Annotated in this window: 19 protein-coding genes; 15 read left to right on the top strand and 4 right to left on the bottom strand. The window is 72.3% G+C overall.

The window, feature by feature from the left end; genetic code table 11:
• The first annotated feature begins 96 nt into the window (after window positions 1-96).
• Together OG462_RS05820 and OG462_RS05815 are read left to right on the top strand one after the other, a co-directional pair.
• On the top strand, window positions 97-1,605 hold the full coding sequence (locus OG462_RS05820; protein ID WP_406055086.1) for a fatty acyl-CoA synthetase: 1,509 nt from the start codon (window positions 97-99) through the stop codon (window positions 1,603-1,605).
• 107 nt (window positions 1,606-1,712) lie between these two features.
• Complete coding sequence (locus tag OG462_RS05815) at window positions 1,713-2,693, top strand: hypothetical protein (protein ID WP_406055084.1); 981 nt, start codon at window positions 1,713-1,715, stop codon at window positions 2,691-2,693.
• Between the two features lie 104 nt (window positions 2,694-2,797).
• On the opposite strand, the gene paaK is transcribed toward OG462_RS05815, so the two are convergent.
• Complete coding sequence (gene paaK, locus OG462_RS05810; RefSeq protein ID WP_406055082.1) at window positions 2,798-4,084, bottom strand: phenylacetate--CoA ligase PaaK; 1,287 nt, start codon at window positions 4,082-4,084, stop codon at window positions 2,798-2,800.
• A 211-nt stretch (window positions 4,085-4,295) separates the two neighbouring features.
• Between paaK and OG462_RS05805 the strand changes: the two genes are divergently transcribed.
• A complete protein-coding gene (locus OG462_RS05805) occupies window positions 4,296-5,072 on the top strand; it encodes a GNAT family N-acetyltransferase (protein WP_406055080.1) in 777 nt (258 codons plus the stop codon).
• 104 nt (window positions 5,073-5,176) lie between these two features.
• Window positions 5,177-7,123, top strand: a complete 1,947-nt coding sequence (locus OG462_RS05800) for a serine/threonine-protein kinase (protein ID WP_406055078.1) — start codon at window positions 5,177-5,179, stop codon at window positions 7,121-7,123.
• Window positions 7,124-7,171: 48 nt separating this feature from the next.
• Here OG462_RS05800 and OG462_RS05795 read toward each other — a convergent pair whose 3' ends face one another.
• Window positions 7,172-7,987 carry a pentapeptide repeat-containing protein gene (locus tag OG462_RS05795; protein ID WP_406055076.1) on the bottom strand — a complete coding sequence of 272 codons (816 nt, stop codon included), beginning with the start codon at window positions 7,985-7,987 and terminating at the stop codon, window positions 7,172-7,174.
• Between the two features lie 102 nt (window positions 7,988-8,089).
• On the opposite strand from OG462_RS05795, the gene OG462_RS05790 reads away from it, so the two are divergent.
• Together OG462_RS05790 and OG462_RS05785 are read left to right on the top strand one after the other, a co-directional pair.
• A complete protein-coding gene (locus OG462_RS05790) occupies window positions 8,090-9,610 on the top strand; it encodes an alpha/beta fold hydrolase (RefSeq protein ID WP_406055074.1) in 1,521 nt (506 codons plus the stop codon).
• 164 nt (window positions 9,611-9,774) lie between these two features.
• On the top strand, window positions 9,775-10,191 hold the full coding sequence (locus OG462_RS05785; RefSeq protein WP_406055072.1) for a VOC family protein: 417 nt from the start codon (window positions 9,775-9,777) through the stop codon (window positions 10,189-10,191).
• An 89-nt stretch (window positions 10,192-10,280) separates the two neighbouring features.
• Here the strand turns inward: OG462_RS05785 and OG462_RS05780 are convergent, their stop codons facing one another.
• Complete coding sequence (locus OG462_RS05780; RefSeq protein ID WP_406055070.1) at window positions 10,281-11,918, bottom strand: acyl-CoA synthetase; 1,638 nt, start codon at window positions 11,916-11,918, stop codon at window positions 10,281-10,283.
• Between the two features lie 184 nt (window positions 11,919-12,102).
• On the opposite strand from OG462_RS05780, the gene OG462_RS05775 reads away from it, so the two are divergent.
• From OG462_RS05775 to OG462_RS05735, 9 genes are all read left to right on the top strand, one after another.
• Window positions 12,103-12,903: a crotonase/enoyl-CoA hydratase family protein gene (locus tag OG462_RS05775; protein ID WP_406055068.1), complete on the top strand. Its 801-nt coding sequence runs from the start codon at window positions 12,103-12,105 to the stop codon at window positions 12,901-12,903.
• Between the two features lie 132 nt (window positions 12,904-13,035).
• Window positions 13,036-13,989 (top strand): Zn-ribbon domain-containing OB-fold protein, encoded by a 954-nt coding sequence (locus tag OG462_RS05770; protein WP_406055066.1) that lies wholly within the window; start codon window positions 13,036-13,038, stop codon window positions 13,987-13,989.
• A complete protein-coding gene (locus tag OG462_RS05765; RefSeq protein ID WP_406055065.1) occupies window positions 13,986-15,044 on the top strand; it encodes a thiolase domain-containing protein in 1,059 nt (352 codons plus the stop codon). Before OG462_RS05770 ends, OG462_RS05765 begins: the two co-directional genes overlap by 4 nt.
• Window positions 15,037-16,203 carry a thiolase domain-containing protein gene (locus OG462_RS05760; protein WP_406055063.1) on the top strand — a complete coding sequence of 389 codons (1,167 nt, stop codon included), beginning with the start codon at window positions 15,037-15,039 and terminating at the stop codon, window positions 16,201-16,203. Before OG462_RS05765 ends, OG462_RS05760 begins: the two co-directional genes overlap by 8 nt.
• A 78-nt stretch (window positions 16,204-16,281) precedes the next feature.
• Window positions 16,282-16,674: an ACT domain-containing protein gene (locus OG462_RS05755; RefSeq protein WP_406055061.1), complete on the top strand. Its 393-nt coding sequence runs from the start codon at window positions 16,282-16,284 to the stop codon at window positions 16,672-16,674.
• 154 nt (window positions 16,675-16,828) lie between these two features.
• Window positions 16,829-17,992 (top strand): serine hydrolase domain-containing protein, encoded by a 1,164-nt coding sequence (locus OG462_RS05750; protein WP_406055059.1) that lies wholly within the window; start codon window positions 16,829-16,831, stop codon window positions 17,990-17,992.
• A 145-nt stretch (window positions 17,993-18,137) separates the two neighbouring features.
• Window positions 18,138-21,281, top strand: coding sequence for an ATP-binding protein (locus tag OG462_RS05745; protein ID WP_406055057.1), 3,144 nt, complete (start codon window positions 18,138-18,140; stop codon window positions 21,279-21,281).
• 56 nt (window positions 21,282-21,337) lie between these two features.
• A complete protein-coding gene (locus OG462_RS05740; protein ID WP_406055055.1) occupies window positions 21,338-21,838 on the top strand; it encodes a hypothetical protein in 501 nt (166 codons plus the stop codon).
• Between the two features lie 18 nt (window positions 21,839-21,856).
• A complete protein-coding gene (locus OG462_RS05735) occupies window positions 21,857-22,222 on the top strand; it encodes an RNA-binding S4 domain-containing protein (RefSeq protein ID WP_406055053.1) in 366 nt (121 codons plus the stop codon).
• 45 nt (window positions 22,223-22,267) lie between these two features.
• On the opposite strand, the gene OG462_RS05730 is transcribed toward OG462_RS05735, so the two are convergent.
• Window positions 22,268-24,466: a terpene synthase family protein gene (locus OG462_RS05730; RefSeq protein ID WP_406055051.1), complete on the bottom strand. Its 2,199-nt coding sequence runs from the start codon at window positions 24,464-24,466 to the stop codon at window positions 22,268-22,270.
• Window positions 24,467-24,622 lie beyond the last annotated feature (156 nt).

The raw sequence follows: 24,622 nt of genomic DNA, 5'->3' as shown, positions 1-24,622 counted from the left end.
GCTTGTCAACATCCCGTTCGGTATCCGAGGTCCGGGCATGTGCGGCGCGCCGCACGGTACTTGACCTTCCGCCCGGTACGCGCCGAGGATCACCGCATGGATCGACTCCTCAGCCGCACCGTCGACGGTGTCCTGCGCATGAGCGCCCAGCGCGTCCCCGACCGGATCGCCCTCCGCTACGCCGACCGGACCTGGACGTACGCCGAGCTGGACGCGGCCGTCTCCACCGCGGCGGCCGTCCTGCGGGAACCGCACCACCTCGGCCTGCCCGAGGCCGCCCGCGTCGCGACCTACGGCCACAACTCGGACGCCTACGTCATCGCGTTCCTCGCCTGCTCCCGGGCGGGCCTGATCCATGTGCCGGTCAACCACCATCTGACCGGTGAGGACCTCACGTACCTCCTGGAACAGTCGGACACCTCCCTCGTCCTCGCCGACCCCGCCCTCGCGGAGCGCGTACCGGACGGATTCGCGGTCAAGGCGCTGCGGGACGCGCCCGGTTCACTCCTCGACGCGCTCGACGCGCCGGAGACGTACGACACCGACCGTGACGCCCGGGACCTCGTCCAGTTGCTCTACACCTCGGGCACCACGGCCCTGCCCAAGGGCGCGATGATGACCCACCGGGCACTCGTCCACGAGTACGCGAGCGCGATCGAGGCCCTCGACCTGCACGAGGACGACCGGCCGGTGCACGCGCTGCCGCTCTACCACTCGGCACAGATGCACGTCTTCCTGCTGCCCTACCTCGCCGTCGGCGCCGACAACACCGTCGTCGACGGCCCCGATCCGACGGTTCTCCTCGACCTGGTCGAGGCAGGCCGCGCCGACAGCCTCTTCGCCCCGCCGACGGTCTGGATCGGCCTCGCCAACCACCCCGACTTCGCGAGCCGCGACCTGTCGGCCCTCCGCAAGGCCTACTACGGGGCCTCGATCATGCCCGTACCGGTCCTTGAGCGGCTGCGCGCACGGCTGCCCGGACTGCGCTTCCACAACTGCTTCGGTCAGTCCGAGATCGGCCCGCTCGCCACCGTCCTCGGCCCCGACGAGCACGAGGGCCGGATGGACTCCTGCGGCCGGCCCGTCCGCCACGTCGAGGCCCGGGTCGTCGACGAGGACGGCAAGGACGTCCCCGACGGCACCCCCGGCGAGATCGTCTACCGCTCGCCGCAGCTGTGCGAGGGGTACTGGCGCAAGCCCGAGGAGACCAAGGAGGCCTTCCGGGGCGGCTGGTTCCACTCGGGCGACCTGGCCGTCCGCGACGCCGAGGGCTATCTCACGATCGTCGACCGGGTGAAGGACGTCATCAACTCCGGGGGAGTGCTGGTCGCTTCCCGCCAGGTCGAGGACGCGCTCTACACCCACCCCGGCGTCGCCGAGGTCGCCGTGATCGGCCTCCCCGACGACCGCTGGATCGAGGCGGTCACTGCGGTGGTCGTCCCGCGCGGAGAGGTCACCGAGACCGAACTCCTGACCCACGCCCGCGAGAAACTGGCCCACTTCAAGGCCCCGAAGCGCATCCACTTCACTCCGGAGCTGCCCCGCAACGCGAGCGGCAAGATCCTCAAGCGGGAACTGCGCGACCGCTTCTCGCCCGAGTCGTGACCCGGGCAGAAGAGATCGTCAGGGACTGCTGCCGACCGGCCGGCGTGTTAGCTTGACGCCCGAAATATTCAGTCATCCCGGGGGGGATTTCCGTGAATCGTCGAACTTTGCTGAAGAGTGCTGCCGCGATCGGCATGGGGGCACCGCTCCTTTCCGTCGCCGCCGCGACGCCCGCCCACGCGGCGGGCAACTACGACGTTCTCGTGACCGAGCAGGTCAAGAACAAGGTCATGCTGTTCCGCGCGATCAATCTGTGGACGCCCGAGAATCTGGGTTGGGAGTGGGCGGCACCCGGCCAGACGGAGTGGGCCCGCCTCGGCGACGCGCGCTTCCGTGAGACCGACCGCTTCGGCTGGGTGTGCATGGTCGCCGCGGGTGGCGGCAAGGTCGGCATGGTCAACTTCGGTGACGACGACGCCCTGTTGTGGTCGGCGACCCCGGGCGGGAACCCGCACGCGGTCGAGTACATCCGCAGCCACGGTGTCGTGGTCGTGGCGTCGTCGTCGCCGGTGTCGTCCGCCCTGCCCTATGAGGGCTACCTGTCCGTGTACGCCCCCACGAACGCCGACGATCCCGCCACACTCGGGTCCGAGCCGGTCGACCGGATCGAGTACACGGGCGCGCACGGCCTCTGGTGGGACGGCTCCCACCTGTATGCCTTGGGCACGTGGACGCTCGCCAAGTACCGCATCACCGGTTCCTTGAAGGGCGCCCGTCTCGAACTCGTACAGAAGCACGTGTGGGCCACCCCGTTCGGCGGCCACAGCCTCGACATGGACTTCACCGACTCGAACAACCTCGTCCTGAACGGCGCCCAGGCCATCTGGACCGTCGACAAGGCGAACCTCGCGCTCACGAACATCCGGCCGCAGAGCCTCGGCGTGAAGTCCTTCGCCCGTGCCGTGGACGGCGAGTCCTTCTGGGTGCAGGCGATCGACGTGACGGACCCGGGCAAGGAAGGGTGGTGGAACGAGTACGTGCAGTTCTTCGACCCCACGGGGAAGCCGAGCTACCGCCGCGGCCTGGACTACTACGGCTACGAAGGCAGGTTCTACCGCGCCCGGATCGCCGGCGTCAGGCTCTCTTGAGCGGAGGGGCCGCCAGGCGGCCCCCCCCCTGCTCGTGGACCTGGGGTCGTGTCCGGAAAGTAGCGCCGTCTGCCCGCAGGCCGGGCGGGACTCTCCGGACACCCCTAGGACTCCCTGAGGTCCACGATCCGCTTGATCTTGCCCACCGACCGCTCCAGCGTCTCCGGGTCCACCACCTCGACCCCGACCGACACCCCGATGCCGTCCTTCACCGCCCCCGCGATCGTCCGGGCCGCCTCCGCGCGCTGCTCGCCCGTCGCCCCCGCGCGGGCCTCGGCCCGTACGGTCAGGGCGTCGAGCCGGCCCTCCCGGGTCAGCCTCAGCTGGAAGTGCGGGGCGACGCCCGGCGTGCGGAGGACGATCTCCTCGATCTGGGTGGGGAACAGGTTCACCCCGCGCAGGATGATCATGTCGTCGCTGCGCCCCGTGACCTTCTCCATCCGCCGGAACGTCCGCGCGGTCCCCGGCAGCAGACGGGTCAGATCGCGGGTCCGGTAGCGGACGATCGGCATGGCCTCCTTGGTGAGCGAGGTGAAGACGAGCTCCCCCTCCTCCCCGTCCGGCAGCACCTCGCCCGTGAACGGGTCCACGATCTCCGGGTAGAAGTGGTCCTCCCAGATGTGCAGGCCGTCCTTCGTCTCCACGCACTCCTGGGCCACGCCCGGGCCGATCACCTCCGACAGACCGTATATGTCGACCGCGTCGATCGCGAAGGCCTCCTCGATCTCCTTCCGCATCGCCTCCGTCCACGGCTCGGCGCCGAAGACGCCCACCTTCAGGGAGGTCGACCGCGGGTCCACACCCTGCCGCTCGAACTCGTCGAGCAGCGTGAGCATGTACGAGGGGGTCACCATGATGATCTCGGGGCGGAAGTCCTGGATGAGCTGCACCTGTCGGGCCGTCATGCCGCCCGACGCGGGGATCACCGTGCACCCGAGGCGCTCCGCGCCGTAGTGGGCGCCGAGTCCACCCGTGAACAGGCCGTATCCGTACGCCACATGCACCTTGTGTCCGGGGCGGGCCCCGGCGGCGCGCAGGGAACGGGCGACCATGTCGGCCCACATGTCGAGGTCGCCGTCGGTGTAGCCGACGACGGTCGGACGGCCGGTGGTGCCGCTGGAGGCGTGGATGCGCCGGATCCGGGACTGGTCGACGGCGAACATGCCGAAGGGGTAGTGGTCGCGCAGGTCCGTCTTGGCGGTGAAGGGGAAGCGGGCGAGGTCCGCGAGCGTACGGCAGTCGTCCGGGGTCACCCCGGCCGTGTCGAAGGAGTGCCGGTAGAAGTCCACGTTCTCGTACGCGTGGCGCAGGCTCGCGCGGAGCCGCTCCAGCTGGAGTGCCGCCAGCTCCTCGCGTCCGAGCCGTTCGCCGCTGTCCAGCAGTTCCGTCATCGCGCCACTCCTCCACGGTCCCGGTCGAAAACGGACGACCGATCATTCGGTAGATCCGTTCCGGGTCAGTAAAACCGGAGGTACCCGGGGGTTGGCAAGGGGTCGGAGAAACTTTTCCCGGTCCGTACGCCTCGCGGGCCGGACCGAAGGGGCACAGGCGGCCCGCTAATCCCGTTGCCGGGCCCTGACCAGGGGTGTTGGAGTGACCCGCATGGAACCCCAGCACCTCCGTGACCTGTACGACCGTCAGCTCCGCCGCCAGGCCCGACCCGACGGGCCCGGCTGCCGGATCGAGCGTGTCGGCGACGTCGTCCGCCAGACCGGACCCGCGCACGCCTGGAACGGCGTCCTCTGGTCCGGTCTCGACGTTTCGGCCGCCGACATCGCCATCGCCGGGCAGATCGACCACTACCGCGCCGCCGGCCTGTCCTTCGAGTGGAAGCTGTACGCCCACGACACCCCCGCCGACCTCGGCGACCGGCTCCTCGCCGCGGGCTTCACCGCCGAGGACCCCGAGACCCTGATGGCCGCCGAGGCCGCCGCACTGCCCCACGACGTACCGCTGCCCGCGGGCGTCGAACTCCGTGCCGTCACCGACGAGGCAGGGGTACGCCAGGTGGCCGAGGTCCACGAACGCGCCTTCGGCACCGACAGCACCCACATCGGGCGGCAGCTCCTGGACCGGCTCGCGGCCGACCCCGACACCGTCACCGCCGTCGTCGCCCTCGCCGACGGCGAACCCGTGAGCGCGGCCCGCCTCGAACTCTGCCCCGGCACCGACTTCGCCGGCCTCTGGGGCGGCGGCACCGTCGAGGCCTGGCGCGGTCGGGGCCTCTACCGCGCCCTCGTCGCCCACCGCGCGCGTATCGCGGCCGAACGCGGCCACCGCTACGTCCAGGTCGACGCGGCCGACACGAGCCGCCCCATCCTCCAACGCCTCGGATTCCTCACGCTTTCCACCACGACTCCTTACACGTACGGCGGTTAGGCCGCCCGTCGAGGGCCGCCGGGGCGGCCGCGAGGCGGGCCGGGTGTCCGGAAACGATAAGGTGCCGTCCGGCAATTGAGGTCTGCGTGGGGAGACACGAGTTCATGAGTGGTCAGCAGTCGGGACGAGGCGGCGCGGGCGAGGTCTTCCAGCCCCTCGCGGCGGACGATCCCACCACGGTCGCGGGGTACCGGCTCGCCGCCAGGCTGGGCGCCGGCGGCATGGGCAAGGTGTATCTGTCGTACACCCCCGGCGGCCGGCCCGTCGCCATCAAGCTGATCCGCCCCGAGTTCGGTGAGGACGCGGAGTTCCGCCGCCGCTTCGCGCAGGAGGTGCGCTCCGCGCAGCGCGTCCAGGGGCTCTTCACCGCGCCCGTGATCGACGCCGACCCCGAGGGCGCACAGCCCTGGCTGGCCACCGCCTACGTCCCGGGCCCCTCGCTCGCCGACGCGGTCGTCGCCCACGGGGCGCTCCCCGTGGAGACGGTGCTGCTGCTCGTCGCCGGCATGGCCGAGGCACTGCACGTCATCCACGGCGCCGGGATCGTGCATCGCGACCTCAAGCCGTCCAACGTGCTGCTCGCCGCCGACGGGCCCCGCGTCATCGACTTCGGAATCGCCCACGCGGCCGACGCGACCTCGCTCACCGGCAGCGGCGTCACCATCGGCACCCCGTCGTTCATGGCGCCCGAGCAGGCCGCCGGGCGCAGGGTGACCCCGGCCACCGACGTCTTCGCCCTCGGCCAGGTCGCGGCGTACGCGTCGACGGGCGTCCCGGCCTTCGGGGAGGGGACCTCGCACGGTGTCCTCTACCGGATCGTGCACGAGGAGCCCGACCTCGGCGCGGTGCCGGAGCGGCTGAGCGAGCTGGTCACCCGGTGCCTCGCGAAGGACCCCGAGGCACGGCCGACGCTCGCCGAGATCATTCAGCTCTGCCAGGCGGCGAACGCGTCGACGGTGCTCCGCCGCCCCGAGGACTGGCTGCCGGGGCCTGTCTCCGCCGACATCACGGCACGTGCGGCGGCTCCGGCGCCCGTCCAGACGCCGCCGCCCCCGGCGACCGCGCCCACGGGCGGCTACATGCCCACGGCTCCGGCCGGGCCGCCCGCGCCCGCCGCGGCCTACTCGCCGACCGCTCCGTCGACCCCGGCCCCGCCGGCTGCCCCGCCCGGCGGGTACGGGCCCGTCGTCGGACAGCAGCAGACGCCCCCGCCCGGGCAGTACCCCACGCCTCCGCCCCACGCGGCGCAGACCCACGCGGCGCCGAGCCACGCGGCGCCGAGCCACGCGGCGCCGAGCCACGCGGCGCCGAGCCATGCGGCGCCGGCCCACGCCTACGCGCCGACGCAGGGGCCGTTCCCACCGTCGTACCCGCACCCCGGAGCCCCGGGCGGGCCGATGTCCACGCCGCCCGGCGCGCCGCGCAGCTCGGCCAAGAAGGGGCTGCTCGTCGCCGTGGCCGCCGTGCTCGCCTTCGGTGTCGTGGGCGGTGTCACCGCCTACACGCTCCTGAAGGACAAGGATCAGGCGAAGGCGTCGGACAACGACAAGCCGACCGGCACGGGGGGCCCGACGACTTCGGGAACCACTGGTACCACCGATACCGGCAGCACCAGTGGCGCCACTGGCACGCCGAGTGCGAAGCCCCCGACGGCGTCCGCCCCGAAGCCTGCCGACTTCACGAACATCAACCTCACCGCCGGCTACCACCTGACCCTCGGGGACGAGGTCGTACGGCCCCAGGACGGTGAGGACGGCGGGTACGAACTCTCCTACGACACCGGCGGGTACCTCGATGCCGAAAGCAGTGGCGGCAACCTGGTCCTCCTCGACCCGGGGCAGGTGGGTTCCCTCGACGTGTGCCGCGCGGAGACCCGGTTCACCCAGAACGTCTACGTGACCAAGCTGTCCCAGGGCCGCCAGCTGTGCGTCACGACAGGTACCGGCCACATGGGCCTCGTCACCGTCAAGGGCATCTCCCCGGAGGACTCGCCCAGCACCTACATGACGCTCGACGTGACGGTCTGGCGCAACGCGGCCCCGTCGTCGTAGCGGAGAACGGCCGGGGTCCCGTCGGGGCCCCGGCCGGCGGGTCGTCCGTCAGGACGTCCAGTGCGCGGGGCGCTCGAAACCCTCCGGAAGGCGGGTCTCGGCGTTCCCGCGCGCCGCGTTCAGCTGGGGCTGCGTCAGGAAGAGCGCGCCCGTCAGGTCCGCCCCGGACAGATCGGCGTCCCGCAGGTCCGCGCCGATCAGGTCCGTGAGCGACAGATCGGCACCCGTCAGATCGGCGGCGATCAGCAGCGCCCCGCGCAGGTCGGTGCCCCGCAGCTTCGCCCCGCGCAGCCGCTTGCCGATCAGGTCGGCACCGCGCCGGCTCTTCGGCTTCCCGTCGGCCGTGGCGCGGACCAGCTCGCTCGTCCGCAGGAGCAGCTGGTTCACCTCCGCGCGCACCTCCGGCACCCTCAGCTTCTCCAGCGTGTCCGCCGACCCCCGGGTGAGGTCCTCGACGCGGGCGAGGGCCGTCCGCAGCTCGGCGTGGACCGGGCGGGCCGCCGGGCGGGCCAGCGCCTCGGTGAGGTAGCGCAGCAGCTCGTGGAGCTGGCGCATCACGTAGAACACGTCGTACATCAGGCTCGCGGTCTCCGGCGCCTCGCGCCAGGACACGCCGCCGAAGGTCACCTGGGAGACCTGCTGGCCGGCGCCGAAGCAGTCGTACACCGTGCAGCCCTGGAATCCGCTCGGCCGCAGCCGGGTGTGGATGCCGCAGCGGAAGTCCTCCTGGAGGTTCCGGCAGGGCTCGCCGGGCGCCTTGTTCACCGCGAAGTCGGCCGACTTCGCGAAGGGCAGCGCCACACAGCACAGGCCGAAGCAGTTGGCGCAGTCGCCGCGCAGTGCGGGTTCCCGGGTCTCGGGCACGGTGGAACGGTTCCTTCGCTGATCGGGGACGGTCCACCCACCGTATCGCGCTCCCCGTGAAACCCGTTGCGAAGATCGCCCGTGCCGGTGAGGATCGACACCATGCCCAAGATCATTTCGTACGACGGGACCGAACTCGCCTACCGGATCCAGGGGGAGGGCGAGCCCCTGGTGTGCCTGGCGGGCGGACCGATGCGCGACGCCGCCTACCTCGGCGACCTCGGCGGACTCGCCGCCCACCGAGCCCTGGTCCTCCTCGACCCCCGTGGGACCGGGGGCAGCGCCGAGCCCGCCGACCCCGGCACGTACCGCTGCGACCGGCAGGTCGGCGACGTCGAGGCGCTCCGCGTCCACCTCGGTCTGGAGCGGATCGACCTCCTCGGCCACTCGGCCGCCGGAAACCTCGCCACCCTGTACGCCGCCGCCCACCCGGAGCGGGTCCGCTCCCTCGTCCTCGTCACCTCCGCCGGGCAGGCGGTCGGCGTCGGCACCACCGATGAGGAGTGGGACAAGGCCGTCGAGGTCTTCGCCGACCGGCCCTGGTACCCGGAGGCCAGGGCCGCGCTCGGCACGATCGGCCCGGACACCCCGCTGCCGCGCATCGTCGAGATCGTGGCGCCCTTCTCCTACGGCCGCTGGGACGCGACCGCCCAGGAACACGCCGCGGGCGCGGCGACGCAGCTGCACTGGGAAGCCGTCACCGCCTACCACGGCGAGGGCGCGTACGACCCGGAGGCGACCCGCCGCGCGCTCACCGCGCTCACGGCACCGGTCCTGGTCCTGGCGGGGGAGCACGACGCGGGCCCCACCCCCGCCAAGGCTGCGGAAGCGGCCGCATTCTTCCCCGACGCCGAACTCGTCGTCCTGCCGGGCGCCGGACACTACCCGTGGGTGGATGACGCGGAGGCCTTCGTCCGTCCGATCGCCGCCTTCCTCGACCCGGAGGTCCGCACGGTCACGGTGGACGGGGTACGCCTCGCCTACCGGGTGCGAGGCGCCGAGGACGCCCCTCCCGTCGTCCTGGTCCACGGGCGCACCGAGAACAGCACCACATGGACGCGGATCGCGGCGGAGCTCGCCACCGAGCACCGGGTGTACGCGGTCGACCTGCGCGGTCACGGGCTCAGCGACCGGCCGGGCCACTACGGCTTCGACATCTTCCGCGACGAGCTCGGCGGCTTCCTCAAGGCCCTCGGTCTCAACGGCGCCACCGTCGTCGCCCATTCGATGGGTGCCGCCGCCGCGTATCTGCTCGCCCAGCGCGAACCCGAGCTGATCGGCCGGCTCGTCCTGGAGGAGCCGCCGGTCTTCTTCCCGCTCGACCCGCCGCGGCCCCCGGTGGTGCGCCCCGAGGAGGCCCTCTCCTTCGACTGGGAGATCGTCCCGGCCACGAACGCCCAGCTGAACGCCCCCGACCCGGCCTGGCGCGAGGAGCTCCCCGCGATCAAGGCCCCGACCCTCGTGGTCGCGGGCGGCCCGTCCAGCCACATCCCCCAGGACCAGCTGCCCTGGCTGGCCGGCCGCATCCCCGAAGCCCGCCTCGTGACGATCGAGTCGGGACATCTCCTGCACACGGACCGGCCCGAAGAATTCCTCGCCGCACTGCGGGAGTTCGGGCTGTAGAGGGCTCCTGTCGATCGGGTCCGCGCGCCGGCCGTGCCCATGGGCCGATCGGCTCGCGCGCGGCGCGCCTCGGCCGTACGCGGGGACGCCGGTGGAAGATCGGAGGGGCGGCGGCTTCGGTCGGTGCCCGACACCGCCACCGCGCGACATGACAGGAGCCACGTGTGACCACTCGCCTCAACCCCTACCTCAACTTCTCCGGTGAAGCGAAGCAAGCCATGGAGTTCTACCAGCAGGTCCTCGGTGGCAGCCTCACGCTCAACACGTATGGCGGCTCCGGCGCCGGGGCGCCCCCCGGGTACGCCGACAAGATCATGCACGGAATGCTGGAGACGCCCAGCGGATTCACGCTGATGGGCGCCGACACCCCGCCCGGCATGGAGCACACACCGGGGAACAACTTCGCGGTGAGTCTGAGCGGCGACGACGCCGAGGAACTGCGCGGCTACTGGTCCAAGCTGTCCGACAGCAGCACCGTGTCCGTCCCGCTGGAGAAGCAGATGTGGGGCGATGTCTTCGGCATGTGCACGGACGGGTTCGGGATCACGTGGATGGTCAACATCAGCGAGCGGCAGGGCTGATCCGGATCCCGTCCGGTGGGGGGCGCGGAGCGGCGCACGCCAAGGGGGACCGCCCCGTCCTGTGAGGACGGGGCGGTCCCCCTTCCGTTTCAGCCGCGTTCCGCGCCGTTCGTGTCCGCCTCGACCGCCACCGTGCGGGCCCAGCGGTAGTCCGCCTTGCCGCTGGGGGAGCGCTGGATGCGGTCGGTGAGGACCAGCTGGCGCGGGACCTTGTACCCCGCGAGGCGGGGGCGGCAGTGGGTCTGGAGGGACTCCAGGTCCAGCGGGGGCGCCTCCGGGCGGAGCTGGACGACCGCGGCGACGTGGTTGCCCCAGCGGGCGTCGGGCACTCCGGCGACCAGCGCGTCGTACACGTCGGGGTGGGACTTCAGGGCCTGCTCCACCTCCTCCGGATAGACCTTCTCGCCGCCCGTGTTGATGCACTGGGAGCCGCGCCCGAGGACGGTGACGACCCCGCTCTCGTCCACGGTAGCCATGTCGCCGAGGAGCACCCACCGGATCCCGTCCCGCTCGAAGAAGGTCTCGGCGGTCTTCTCCGGGTCGTTGTAGTAGCCGAGCGGCACGTGGCCGCGCTGGGCGAGCCGGCCGGTCTCGCCGGGGGCGACGGGAGTACGGGTGACCGGGTCGACGACCTGGGTGCGTTCGTTGACGTGCAGCCGGAAGCCCTTGGCGGGGCCGGAGTCGTCGGTGGCGCGGCCGTTGGAGCCGGACTCGGTGGAGCCGAAGTTGTTGAGGAGCAGTACGTTCGGCATCAGCTCCTGGAGCTGGACGCGCACGGTGTCGGACATGATCGCCCCGGACGAGGAGAGGCTGAAGAGGGCGGAGAGGTCCGTGCCCTTCAGCGGCCCGCGCAGCGCGTCCACGAGTGGCCGCAGCATCGCGTCCCCGACCAGGGAGATGCTGGAGACCTTCTCCTTCTCCAGGGTGCGGAGGACTTCCTCCGGGACGTACTTGCGGTGCAGGACGACCCGCTGGCCGTAGTCGAAGGCGATGAACGCGGTCAGCGTGGAGGTGCCGTGCATCAGAGGCGGCGCGGGGAAGAACGTGATGCCGGCGCCGCCGGCGGCGACGCGCTCGGCCAGTTCCTCGGGCCGCTTCACCGGCTCGCCCGAGGGGTCACCGCCGAAGAGTCCCGCGAAGAACAGGTCCTCCTGGCGCCACAGGACGCCCTTGGGCATCCCGGTGGTACCGCCGGTGTAGATGATGAAGAGGTCGTCGGCCGAGCGGGGCCCGAAGCCCCGCTCCGGCGATCCGGCAGCCTCCGCCTCGGTGTACGGCACGCAGTCGAGGCCGGCCGCTCCCTCGGGCGGGGTCCCCACCCGCACGAGGTGCCGCAGCTTCTCCGTCTGCGGCAGCGCCGCCGCGACCCGGTCCGTGAACTCGGCGTCGAAGACGAGTGCGGCCAGGTCGGCGTCCCGGTAGAGGTAGACGAGCTCCTCCTCCACGTACCGGTAGTTCACGTTGACCGGCACGATCCGCGCCTTGAGGCAGGCGAGGACGGTCTGCAGGTACTCGATCCCGTTGTACAGGTGGAGGCCGAGGTGTTCGCCGGGCCGGATGCCCGCGTCGATGAGGTGGTGGGCGATCCGGTTGGCGGCGGCGTCGAGTTCGGCATAGGTGAGCCGGCGTTCCTCGCCCGTCCCCGGATGATCGACGTACACCAGAGCCTCGCGGTCGGGGACCGCGTCGACCACCGATTCGAACAGGTCGGCAAGGTTGTACTCCACCGTTCCTCCTGACCCCGGCTCGCGCTGACTCGTACGGGTGCGCACTGGCTCGGCGGTCATTAGAGCGCCGACCGGCGGCAGGGGGAAGGGGGTGCGCAGAAGAATCTGACTGAGTGTCAGAAAACTATTGAACTGGACCCCCGGCTCCTGCAACCTGTTCCAGAACTGGAGACGGGAGACCCCCATGGGTGGCACCGAACACCTCGGCGTGCGGCGCGAAGGCGCCACGCTCGTACTCACCTTGAACCGGCCCGAGGCCAAGAACGCCCTCTCACTGCCGATGCTCGTCGGCCTCTACGACGGCTGGCTGGAGGCCGACGCCGACGACGGCATCCGCTCCGTCGTCCTCACCGGCGCCGGCGGGTCCTTCTGCGCGGGCATGGACCTCAAGGCCCTGGCCGGCAAGGGGATGGAGGGCGAGCAGTACCGGGACCGGCTCAAGGCCGACCCCGATCTGCACTGGAAGGCGATGCTGCGCCACCACCGCCCCCGCAAACCCGTCATCGCCGCCGTCGAGGGCTACTGCGTCGCGGGCGGCACCGAGATCCTCCAGGGCACCGACATCCGGGTCGCGGCCGCCTCCGCGACCTTCGGGCTCTTCGAGGTCCGGCGCGGCCTCTTCCCCATCGGCGGTTCCACCGTCCGCCTGCCCCGCCAGATCGCCCGCACCCACGCCCTCGAAATGCTCCTCACAGGCCGCCCGTACACCGCCGAGGAAGCCGCCCGCATCGGCCTGGTCGGACGCGTCGTCCCCGACGGCAGCGCCCTCGACGCGGCCCTCGACGTCGCCGAGCGGATCAACGCGTGCGGCCCGCTGGCCGTCGAGGCGGTCAAGGCGTCGGTCTACGAGACCGCGGAGATGACCGAGACGGAGGGGCTGGCGGCCGAGCTGAAACGGGGGTGGCCGATCTTCGACACGGCGGACGCGAAGGAGGGGGCGCGGGCGTTCGCGGAGAAGCGGGCGGCGGTGTATCGGCGGGAGTGAGGTCTCTCCCCACCCCGCCCCTTCCCGAACTGGGGACAAGCACCCAGACCCCGTACGGCCTTCGGCCGTGCCCTCAAACGCCGGGCGGGCTGAAGCGCCCCAAGCCACCCGCCGCCACCAAGGAGCCCGCACATGACCCCACCCCCGGAGACCCTCCACGCCCCGCTCATCGTCGAATTCCCGTTCACCCGCTCCCTGAGCCCCATCCAGTCCGCCTTCCTCACCGGCCTGCGCGAGCAGACCGTCCTCGGAGTCCGTACCGAGACCGGCGACGTGCTCGTCCCGCCCGTCGAGTACGACCCCGCCACCGCCGCCGAGCTCCGCGACCTCGTCGAGGTCGGCGCCACCGGCACCGTCACCACCTGGGCCTGGAACCCCGAGCCCCGCCCCGGGCAGCCCCTCACGACCCCCTTCGCCTGGGTTCTCGTCCGTCTCGACGGCGCCGACACCGCCCTCCTGCACGCTCTCGACGCCCCCGGCCCCGAAGCCGTCCGCACCGGCATGCGGGTCCGCATCCGCTGGGCCGCCGAACGTTCCGGCGCGATCACGGACATCGCCTGCTTCGAGCCGTACGACAGTGACCCGGCGGCCGAACCGCACCCGCACGAGGGGCAGTTCACCGACCCCGTCACCGGCATCGTCGCCCCCGCCCGCCTCGACTACACCTACAGTCCCGGCCGCGCCCAGACCCGCTACCTCCACGCGCTCGCCGGGCGTCGTACCGTCGGCGAACGCTGCCCCTCCTGCACCAAGGTGTACGTGCCGCCCCGCGGCGCCTGCCCCACCTGCGGCGTCGCCACCACCGACCAGGTCGAGGTCGGTCCGAGCGGCACCGTCACCACCTTCTGCATCGTCAACATCAAGGCGCGGAACGCCGAGATCGACGTGCCGTACGTCTACGCCCACATCGCCCTCGACGGCGCCGGGCTCGCCCTCCACGGCCGCATCGCCGGCATCCCGTACGACAAGGTCCGGATGGGGCTGCGCGTCGAACCTGTGTGGAGCGAGGACGGCCGCTACCCCGACCACTACCGGCCCACCGGCGAGCCCGACGCCGACTACGACACCTACAAGGAGCTGCTGTGAGGCCGGACCGAGAGGTGGCGATCGTCGCCTTCGCCCAGAGTGACCACCGCCGCCGCACCGACGACCTCTCCGAGGTCGAGATGGTCATGCCCGTCCTGCACGACGTCCTCCGGCAGACCGGCCTCAAGACCTCCGACATCGGCTTCACCTGCTCCGGCTCCTCCGACTACCTGGCCGGCCGCGCCTTCTCCTTCACCATGGCCCTCGACGGCGTCGGCGCCTGGCCGCCGATCTCCGAGTCCCACGTCGAGACCGACGGCGCCTGGGCCCTGTACGAGGCCTGGGTGAAGCTCCTCACCGGCGAGGCCGACACCGCTCTCGTCTACGCGTACGGCAAGTCCTCGCCCGGCTCCGTCCGCGACGTCCTCACCCGCCAGCTCGACCCGTACTACCTGGCCCCGCTGTGGCCCGACTCCGTCGCCCTCGCCGCCCTCCAGGCGCAGGCGCTCGTCGACGCGGGCGCCACCGACGAACCCGCCCTCGCCGCGATCGCCACCCGCAGCCGGGAGGACGCCACCGCGAATTCTCACGCCCAGCTGCCCGGCGCCCGCCCCCAGGGCGAGTACGTCGTCCAGCCACTCCGCACCGGCGACTGCCCGCCCATCGGCGACGGCGCCGCCGCCGTGATCCTCGCCGCCGGCGACCGGGCCCGTGAACTCTGCGCCCGCCCCGCCTGGATCCGGGGCATGGACCACCGCATCGAGGCCCATTCCCTCGGGGTCCGCGACCTCACCGACTCGCCCTCCACCCGCCTCGCCGCCGAACGCGCCGGAGCCTTCGAGGCGCCCGTCGACACCGCCGAACTCCACGCGCCCTTCACCTCCCAGGAGGTCGTGCTCGCCAAGGCCCTCGGCCTCGACGACACCGTCCGCATCAATCCCTCCGGCGGCGCGCTCGCCGCCAACCCCGTCATGGCCGCCGGACTCATCCGGCTCGGCGAGGCCGCCGCCCGTATCCACCGGGGCGACTCCGACCGCGCCCTCGCCCACGCCACCTCGGGGCCCTGCCTCCAGCAGAACCTCGTCGCCGTCCTGGAAGGAGAAGCCCGTGCCTAAAGAGCCCGTCGCCGTCGTCGGCATCGGCCAGACCAAGCACGTCGCCGCCCGCAGGGACGTGTCGATCGCCGGACTCGTCCGCGAGGCCGCCGTCCGCGCCCTTGCGGACGCCGAGCTGACCTGGGCGGACATCGACGCCGTCGTCATCGGCAAGGCCCCCGACTTCTTCGAGGGCGTGATGATGCCGGAGCTGTACCTCGCCGACGCGCTCGGCGCGGTCGGCAAGCCCATGCTCCGGGTGCACACGGCCGGATCGGTCGGCGGCTCCACCGCGCTCGTCGCCGCCAACCTGGTGGCCGCGCGCGTCCACCGGACCGTCCTCACCCTGGCGTTCGAGAAGCAGTCCGAGTCCAACGCCATGTGGGGCCTCTCCCTGCCCGTGCCCTTCCAGCAGCCGCTGCTCGCCGGCGCCGGAGGCTTCTTCGCCCCGCACGTCCGCGCGTACATGCGGCGGACCGGCGCGCCCGACGCGATCGGCTCCCTCGTCGCGTACAAGGACCGGCGCAACGCGCTCAAGAACCCGTACGCCCATCTCCACGAGCACGACCTCACCCTGGAGAAGGTGCAGGCCTCCCCGATGCTCTGGGACCCGATCCGCTACTCCGAGACCTGCCCCTCCTCGGACGGCGCCTGCGCCATGATCCTCACCGACCGTACGGGCGCGGCCCGTGCACCCCGGCCACCCGCCTGGGTGCACGGCGGTGCGATGCGCAGCGAACCCACCCTCTTCGCGGGCAAGGACTTCGTCTCGCCCCAGGCGGGCCGGGACTGCGCCGCCGACGTCTACCGCCAGGCCGGCATCACCGACCCCCGGCGGGAGATCGACGCCGTCGAGATGTACGTGCCGTTCTCCTGGTACGAGCCCATGTGGCTGGAGAACCTCGGCTTCGCGGAGGAGGGCGAGGGCTGGAAGCTCACCGAGGCCGGGGTGACCGAACTCGACGGCGACCTGCCCGTGAACCCCTCCGGCGGAGTCCTCTCCACCAACCCCATCGGAGCCTCCGGCATGATCCGCTTCGCCGAGGCCGCGCTCCAGGTCCGCGGGGAGGCGGGCGAGCACCAGGTCCACGGCGCCCGCAGGGCGCTCGGGCACGCCTACGGAGGCGGCGCCCAGTTCTTCTCCATGTGGCTCGTGGGGGACACCCCGCCCACCGGCTGACCCAGGGGGTGTCTTGTCGGTCGGGCCAGGCGGGACTTTCCGGACACCACCTGGGCCGGGACGCCTACCCTGGCGGGCATGAACGCGGAACGTGATCTGACCCGGCTGCTCGCCGGGATGCGCCCGGAGCTCGACCCCGGCCGCTATGTCTTCACCACGGTGGACGGCCCCGCCCCGGCCGGGGTCGCCCCGGTGGTCACCGTCGCCGAGGACGAAGGACTCACCCTCGTCGTACGCCAGGAGGAGGCGGACGCCGCCTCCCTCGCGTACGACTACGTGGCCGGCCGCATCACGCTGCGGGTGCACTCCGCACTCGACGCCGTCGGGCTGACGGCCGCCGTCGCCGGGGTGCTCGCCGAGGCGGGACTCAGCTGCAACGTGGTGGCAGGCTTCCACCACGACCACCTCTTCGTGGAACACGCGCGCGCGGAGGAGGCGTTGGCCGTACTGGAGCGGCTCACGCAGGGCTGAGGCCCGGAGCGGACGGGAACCCCGGCGATCCTCGGGGTCACCCCTAGGGCGGCGGGTTCACCCGCTCCTCCCCAGTCATGATCGTCGGGGCACTCCACCGGCCTACGCTGAAGCCAACTCAAGCCGCTCCAGCCGTAGATGAGGCCTCCATTCCATGAAGTCACACCGCAGGACCTCCGCCGCCTCCGTGCTCGCCGTCGCCGCCTCCGTCGCCCTGCTCGTGCCCGTCGGCACTCCCGCTGCGGCCGCCGCACCGGCACCCGGCGCCGATCGGGCCGCGCTCCAGCAGGCGCTCGACGCCGCCGTCGCCGCCGGCGTGCCCGGAGCCGTGGCCGAGGTGCGGGACGGGCGAGGGGTGTGGCGGGGCAGCAGCGGGACCGCCGATGTGGGCAGTGGACGCGCCGCCCAGGCCGGTGACCGGTTCCGGGCCGGGAGCGTGACCAAGAGCTTCACCGCCACGCTCGTCCTGCAGCTGGTGGCCGAGGGCAGGGTCCGGCTCGACGACACCATCGAGGAACAGCTCCCCGGCGTGGTGCCGGGCGGCGAACACATCACCGTACGGCAGCTGCTCCACCACACCAGCGGTCTCGCCGACTACACCGACGTGCTGCTGAGGAAGCCGGACCCGATACGGGACGCGCAGAAGGCCACGTACACCCCGCGCGAACTCATCGCGCTCGTCGCCGACGCGCCGAACCGGCCCGCGCCCGGCACGACCTGGGAGTACTCCAACACCAACTACGTCGTCCTCGGACTGCTCGTCGAACACGTCACCGGGCGGTCGCTCCGGTACGAGATCGACCGCCGCATCCTGCGGCCCCTGCACCTGAAGGGCACCACCTTCCCGACCACCCCGAGCCTTGAGGGCCGGCATCTGCACGGGTACGAATGGCTCGAAGGCAGGGGACCGGGCGCCGCGCCCACCGACCTCACCGAGTTCAGCCCTGCCGCCTACTGGGCCACCGGGACGCTCATCTCCACCACTCACGACCTGAACACCTTCTACAAGGCGCTCTTCGACGGCCGGCTGCTGCCGCCCGGCCTGGTGAGGGAGATGCGCGCCATGCAGCCCATGAACCCCGGGCGGCCGGGGCGTTCCTACGGCCTGGGCCTGGAGAGCAACGCCAACACGTGCCCCTCCGACGGGCCGGTCACCGGGCACACCGGAGAAGTCGTCGGATACCAGACGTTCAGCTTCACCTCCGCGGACGGTGAGCGGCAGGTCACCCTGTCCGTCAACACCGGTCTGACCATGTCCGACGCTGCCGCGACGGCCGCGACGAAGGTCCTCTCCACCGCTCTGTGCCGGGCGGAATGAGCTGTGGAGGCCATCCGACGCCCTGGCTTGGGTGTTTGACCGTCCCAGGCCACTCCTTCGGGCGTACGCTGGAGTTTTCGCGGGGCCACCCGCTCGACGCTCCTGACCGTGCGCCGGGCGCGCGCCCCCTGTGTGGGGGTGGAACGTGGCACGTCAGGACGGCGGGTCGGCCCGTCAGGGATTCGGCCTCTTCGAGCGTGAGGCGGCGCTCACCGCGGCCGAGGAGGCGCTCGACCTCCTGACAGGTCTGGCCGACGAGCCGTCGTGGCCCGACAGCGTCCCCGCACCCCGCGGTGCCCGCGGCCCCCACCTGGTCGTCGTACCCGACTCCGGACTCCGGCAGGGAACGGGCCCTCGGCCGGCATCGGGTGCCCACCACGCACGGACCGGCGACCCCGCCCGCACCGGAGACTCTGCCCGAACCGCCGACCACGCCCGAACCGGCGACTCCGCCCGAGCGGCCGACCCCTCCAGCGAGGCCCCCGGCCGTCGCCCGGGCACCGGCCGCGGCGGCATCCTCGCCTACGCCGCCCCCGCGGGCCTCGGCAAGACCACCCTGCTCGCCGAGATCCGGCGCCGCGCCGGCGCCCGTGGCTGCACCGTGCTGTCCGCGCGCGGCGGCGACCAGGAGCAGCGGGTCGCGTTCCACGTGGCCCGGCAGCTCCTCCAGCCGCAGCTGGCCCACGCCACCGACGCCGAACTGCGCGAACGCCTCGGCTCCTGGTACGACATCGTCGGCCCCGCCCTCGGGCTCCGCGCATCCGTCGAGGGCTCGCCGCCCGACCCGCAGGGCCTGCGCGACGGGCTCGACTGGGTCCTCACCCACCTCGCCGTACGACGGGCACCCCTTGTCGTCGTCCTGGACGACGTCCACTGGGCCGACCCCGAATCCCTCGGCTGGCTCGCCGCCTTCGCCCCGCGCGCCGAGGAGCTGCCCATGCTCCTCGTCGTCGCCTACCGGCCCGACGAACTCCCTGCCGAGGGAGTCGAGTTCACCGCACGCAGGTCCGGGCAGCGACCCCTCGGGCTCGCCCCGCTCACCTCCGACGCCGTCGCCCGGCTCGTCCGCGACCGCGTCGGCTCCCAAGCCGACGACACCTTCTGCCACGACTTCTGGGCCGTCACCTCCGGCAACCCCTTCGAGGCGGTCGAACTCGCCGCCAAGGTCCGCGACCACGGCCTCGAACCCACCGCCGACGGCGCCCACGAGCTCCGCGACCTCGCCGCCGCCCTCAAGGGCACCGGCCTCGTCACCCGTCTCGAACGGCTCGGCTCCGCCACCGTCCGACTCGCCTGGGCCTGCGCCGTCCTCGGCACCGAGATCTCGCCCCAGCTCGCGGGCGCCGTCGCCGGTCTCGGCAGCGAGGCGGTCGCCGAATGCGCCGCCCGACTCCGCGAGGCCCGGGTCCTTGCCGAGGCCGAAGGACCGGACGACCCGCTCCAGTTCGTCCACCCCCTCATCGCCACCACCGTCTACCGTTCCATCCCGGCCGCCACCCGCGTCGCCCTGCACGGCCAGGCCGCCTGGTGCGTCGTCGACGCCGGCCACGGACCCACCGCCGCCGCCCGCCACCTCCTGGAGACCCACCCCGAGGGCGACCCCTGGGTCGTGAACCAGCTGCGCGCCGCCGCCGGCGAGAACCTCCGCGCCGGAGCCCCTGACGCCGCCCGCCGCTTCCTCGCCCGCGCCCTGAGCGAACCGCCCGCCCCCGCCGACCGGGCCGCCGTCCTCTTCGAACTCGGCTGCTCCTCGCTCCTCACCGAACCCGCCACCACCGTCAACCATCTGCGCGCCGCCCTGGAGGAGCCCGTCGCCGACCCGGCGCTCCGCCACGGCATCGTCTACCGCCTCGCCCAGGTCCTCGCCCACAGCGACAGGCTCGTGGAGGCCTCCGAGCTCCTCGGCCGCGAGGCCCGGCAGGCCACCGACGCCCGCAGCCGGCTGCGGATGCAGGCCGAGAAGTTCATGTGGGACGCCCTGCGCGCCGACGAACCCGAATCGCCCGCCCGGTCCCGGCGCCTCGCGGCCCTTGCGGACCGGCTCACCGGCCGCGACGTCACCGAGCGGTACATCATCGGACTCCGCGCCTGGGACGCCACCCTGCGCGCCGAACCCTCCTCCGTCGCCCTCAAGCATGCCGAACGCGCCCTCGAAGGCGGCCTGACCTGGGCCGACGAGAGCCGGGGCTTCGAGGTGCCGGTCCTCGTGGCCCTCCTCCACCTCTACGCCGACCGGCCCGGCCGCGCCGAGGAACTCTTCGCCGCCGGAACCGCCGAATTCGAGAAGCAGGGCTGGCGCGGGGCGCACCTCGCCTTCGCGTACACCCTCATCGGCTACATCCGCTTCCGGCGCGGCCGTCTGATGGAGGCCGAGGACTTCGCCCGCGCCGGACTCCGCCTCGCCGAGCGCGTCGGCGCCCGCACCCCGGCCCTCTGGTACGCGACCGGCGTCATGATCGAGGTCCTCATCGCCAGGGGCCGTACGGACGAGGCCGAGCGGGTCGCCCGCGAGCACGACTTCGGCGAACCGTTCCCCGCCGCCATCACCATCCCCGACTGCGAGACCGTCCACGCCGAACTGCTGCTCGCCACCGGCCGCACCAAGGAGGCCGCCGAGGAGCTGGCCGCCGTCGGAAGGCGCCTCGATCCGCGCGGCAAGCGCAACCCCTCCTGCTGTCCCTGGCAGCTCCACCTCGCGCTCGCCGAGGCGGCGACCTCCCCGGAGAAGGCCGTCGCCACCGCCCACGACGCGGTCGCCCGCGCCCGCCAGTACGGGGCTCCCTCCGCGATCGGCCAGGCGCTCCGAGTGACCGCCGAGGTGTCCGAGCCCTCCGAGCGCGTGAAGCTCCTGGAGGAGTCCGTGGACTGGCTCGACCAGTCACCCGCCGCGTACGAGCTGGCCCGCTCGCTCGTCGCCCTCGGCGCGGCCCTGCGCCGCACCGAACGCGCCGGGGAGGCCGCCGAGCACCTCTACCGGGGCCTGGAGGCCGCCCAGGACTGTGGCGCCGACGCCCTCGCCGAGGTGGCCCGGGCCGAGCTCGCGGCGGCCGGACTCCGTCCTCGGGCGCTGCACCCCGCGGGCACGGACACGCTCACCGCCCGTGAGCGCGCCGCCGCCGATCTCACCGTCCGCGACCAGGACGCGGCCGCCGTCCTCGGCGTCGACGGCACCACGGTGGCCCGGCTGCTCTCGGCGGTCTACCGCAAGCTCGGGACCGACCGGACGGGCCTCGCGCAGGCCCTGAGGAACACCGCACGGGAGACCCGGGACCCCGCCGGACAAGGCTGACCTCCCGGAGCCGCCCGGCGCGTCGCATCGCGCGCCGGGGCACGTACCATGGCCGTATGTCCTTCCTCCGCCGCCGTAGCGCCGCCACTCCCGCGGGCCCGGACTTCGATGTCCTGGCCATGGACCCGGGGGACTGGCCCGGCAACCTCGGCGCCGGCCTGCTGCCCGCGCCCGACGGCTCCTGCCAGGGCGTCTTCCTCCGGTACGACCTGTTCGGCGGCCGCGGTCCCGCGATGATCATCGGCAATCTGCCCGAGGGCTCCCCCGCCCGCGAGCTCGCCGACGGCCAGATCCCCTTCGAGGTGGCCCAGCTCCTCGCGGCCCTCGAGAACGACGAGCCGGTCGAGGTCCTCGACACCGAGGACTGCCCCGTGATGCAGGGCGACAACCTCCTCATCGTCCGTCGCCTCAAGCTCTCCGAGAGCCGCATCTCCTGCGTCCAGTTCGACCGCAGCGACAACGTCCTCGTCACGATCGCCAGTTGGGACCGGCCGATCACCGACGACCTGTACGCGCTGCTGAAGCCGCTGCCGGCCGAGCTGTTCCAGCAGGGCTGACGGGGGGAGCGGGGGCCGATGAGCGCACGCGTCGACAGCTGGATCTGGGCGGTCCGTCTCACCAAGACCCGCGCCCAGTCCGCCGCGGCCTGCCGGGCCGGACACGTCAAGGTCAACGGCGAACGGGCCAAGCCCGCCCAGTCGGTGAAGCCCGGCGACGAGGTCCGGATCTTCCACGGCGGCCGGGAGCGGATCGTCGAGGTCAAGGAGCTCCACACCAAGCGGGTCGGTCCACCGGTCGCCGTCGAGGCGTACGTGGACAACAGTCCGCCCCCGCCGCCGCGCGAGCACGTGGCCGTCGCCGCCGTGCGCGACCGGGGCGCCGGTCGCCCCACCAAGCGCGACCGCCGCGAACTGGACGAGCTGCGCGGCCGGCACACCTGATCCTCGGAGTGTGGAGCGGCCCGTAGGGGCCGCTCCACACCCGCGTCAGACCCTCACCGGCCCCAGCAGCTCCGCCATCCGGGCCGCCGACGTGCCCAGCCCGGTCGGACCGCGGCGCAGCAGCGCCGTACCGCTGCCCACGTGCACGTCCTCCGCCGCGTAACGCCGGACCTTCCGGTGCCAGTTGAGGATGGCCGCGAGCCAGTCCTCCAACTCCCGGAGATACGCCTCGAAGGCCGCACGGCCCGCCGCGTCGAGCCGGAACTCCTCGTACATCAACGGGACTTCACGCGTCTTCAGATGCTCGTACTGGCGCAGCCGGCCCCGCATCAGGTCGTCGACCATGGCCACCGCCGTCGGATAGTCGCAGTCGAAGAACTTCTGGAGCACCAGAACGCCGTTGTGCACCTCACCCTCGACCTCGATCTCCTTCTGGTAGGAGAAGAGGTCGTTGATCAGCGTCCCGTAGTCCATGACCGCGTTCTCCAGGGCGCGCACGGTCCCCGAGCGGTACAGCTCCGGCGGCAGCACCTCTTCGTGCCGCAACCGGCACATCAGCGTGGTCAGTTCGGAGCCGAAGGTGCTGCGGCGCATCTCGATGTAGTCGACGGGGTCGGGAACCCGGTGCTGCGCCTGGTTGTGCAGCTCCCACAGCCAGCTGTCCAGCATGACGTCGAGCGCGTACCGCAGTTGCGCACGGGCCTCCGGCGCCATGGGGCCCGCGGTCCGCGCCCAGAGGTCGGCGAGCGAGCGCTCCATCGGGTTGACGGCGAGCGCCGCCCCGGCGGCCGGATCGGCCACCGGCATACAGGACTTGAAGCGCTCGGTCTGCTCCTTCGCGCCGAGGAGGTTGCGGGATCGCCCGAAGACCGACGGGTAGAGGTCGTCCCCGTACGTGCCCCAGGTCAGCCACTCCGCGCTGAGCTCCAGCTCCTCCAGTGTGGCGTCCGGATCGAGCCCGGCCGAGCACAGCGCCAGGTCGAAGCCCTCCGCCATCGGCCGGTCCCAGATGTCGTCCAGGAGACCGAACCGCTCGGCCCAGTCGAGCGAGAGCCGGCGCGCCTCGGCGTGGTGCGGGCTGAGCGTGAGCGGATACGGCAGGTCGAACTCGGGCAGCAGCGACGGCCCCACCCGCTGGTGCGGGACGTGCGTGAGCACCCGCTGCCGGGAGGCGGCCGGGCGCCCGAAGAGGGTGCGGATGTCGAGCGCCGAGGTACCGAGGACCCCTTCGAGGTGCGAAGGACCGCCGACCATGCCCTCGTTCATGTACCGGCTGGAACGCATGTGCCACTCGTGGCCGCCGGACTGCCAGTCCTGAAGCCCCTTGGCGTACGCCGCCACCGCCGCGCACTCGGCCGCACTCAGGTTCTTCTCCGCGGCGAGCAGCGGTACTTCGGTCAGGGCCGTGTTCTCGAACTGCTGGAGCCGTGAGGTCAGCAGGTCGTTGACGGCGTTCGCCGCCTCCTGCGTCGTACAGCCGAGGAAACGCTCAAGGACCAGGACGCCGTTGCTGTTCTCGCCTTCGTCCTCCACCTCGCGCTGGTAGGAGAAGAGGTCGTTGCGCAGGTGGACGGCGTCGGAGAAGGCGTCCCGCAGGACCCGCAGCGGCCGGGAGTGCGCCACCTGGGCCGGCACCTCCGCCCCGGCCGCGTACTCGACGAGCCCCGCCGACCAGGGCGCGCCCCCCACCTTGCGCCGCATCTCGATGTACTCGACGGGGTTGGCGACGCGCCCGTCGTTGATGTTGTCGAGCTCCCAGAGCGACTCGTACAGCAGGTGCTCCGTCGCCTCCGCGAACCGCACCCGCCAGCCCTCGGACATCGAGGGAACGGTCCGGAGCCAGAGGTCGGCGAGCCCGGCCTCGACCGGGTTGGTGGGCTCGGGCATGCCCGCCGCCGGGTCCGCCGGCATGAACAGCGGCAACCGGTCGAGGTACGTCTTGCCGCCCGCCCGGTCCTGGGGCCGCTTGAAGATCTCCAGGAAGTGGTCGTCGAAGAAGAACACCCAGGTGTACCAGTCCGTGACGAGGTCGAGAGCCTCCTCGTCGCAGTCGGGATGCGTGTACGAGCAGAGCAGCGCGTAGTCGTGGGAGTCGAGGTCGTGCTGCTCCCAGACCCCCGAACCCTCCAGCATCCCCATCTCCCGCGCCCAGTCCCGGGTGTGCGTGCGGGCGGTCTCCACATGGGGATTGAGCCGCGCCGGATACGGAACATAGAAATCCGGCATAACGAAGGGCTGAGGCATCTGCTGGGGGGCCTTCCGGTGAGCATGGGCTGTCGTCCGGCCCACCTTTACCCGTCGCCCGTACGGCGCACGCGATCTCCTGGATAGTCCTATGAACGCCGAAGAGGTGGTGTCGGATCGTTCATCCGGCACCACCTCACAGTTTTCGGCCAGCCC

Origin of the sequence: Streptomyces sp. NBC_01077, from assembly GCF_045162855.1 — a bacterium.
Taxonomy (GTDB): domain Bacteria; phylum Actinomycetota; class Actinomycetes; order Streptomycetales; family Streptomycetaceae; genus Streptomyces.
The sequence above is the reverse complement of the archived record's forward strand: the minus strand, read 5'-3'. Positions and strand labels throughout refer to the sequence as shown.

Coding starts and splice junctions, on each gene's coding strand:
- OG462_RS05730 (WP_406055051.1), bottom strand. CDS start 24,466: ATGCCTCAGCCCTTCGTTATGCCGGATTTCTATGTTCCGTATCCGGCG.
- OG462_RS05790 (WP_406055074.1), top strand. CDS start 8,090: ATGCCCAAGATCATTTCGTACGACGGGACCGAACTCGCCTACCGGATC.
- paaK (WP_406055082.1), bottom strand. CDS start 4,084: ATGACGGAACTGCTGGACAGCGGCGAACGGCTCGGACGCGAGGAGCTG.
- OG462_RS05770 (WP_406055066.1), top strand. CDS start 13,036: ATGACCCCACCCCCGGAGACCCTCCACGCCCCGCTCATCGTCGAATTC.
- OG462_RS05750 (WP_406055059.1), top strand. CDS start 16,829: ATGAAGTCACACCGCAGGACCTCCGCCGCCTCCGTGCTCGCCGTCGCC.
- OG462_RS05740 (WP_406055055.1), top strand. CDS start 21,338: ATGTCCTTCCTCCGCCGCCGTAGCGCCGCCACTCCCGCGGGCCCGGAC.
- OG462_RS05735 (WP_406055053.1), top strand. CDS start 21,857: ATGAGCGCACGCGTCGACAGCTGGATCTGGGCGGTCCGTCTCACCAAG.
- OG462_RS05800 (WP_406055078.1), top strand. CDS start 5,177: ATGAGTGGTCAGCAGTCGGGACGAGGCGGCGCGGGCGAGGTCTTCCAG.
- OG462_RS05820 (WP_406055086.1), top strand. CDS start 97: ATGGATCGACTCCTCAGCCGCACCGTCGACGGTGTCCTGCGCATGAGC.
- OG462_RS05775 (WP_406055068.1), top strand. CDS start 12,103: ATGGGTGGCACCGAACACCTCGGCGTGCGGCGCGAAGGCGCCACGCTC.
- OG462_RS05805 (WP_406055080.1), top strand. CDS start 4,296: ATGGAACCCCAGCACCTCCGTGACCTGTACGACCGTCAGCTCCGCCGC.
- OG462_RS05755 (WP_406055061.1), top strand. CDS start 16,282: ATGAACGCGGAACGTGATCTGACCCGGCTGCTCGCCGGGATGCGCCCG.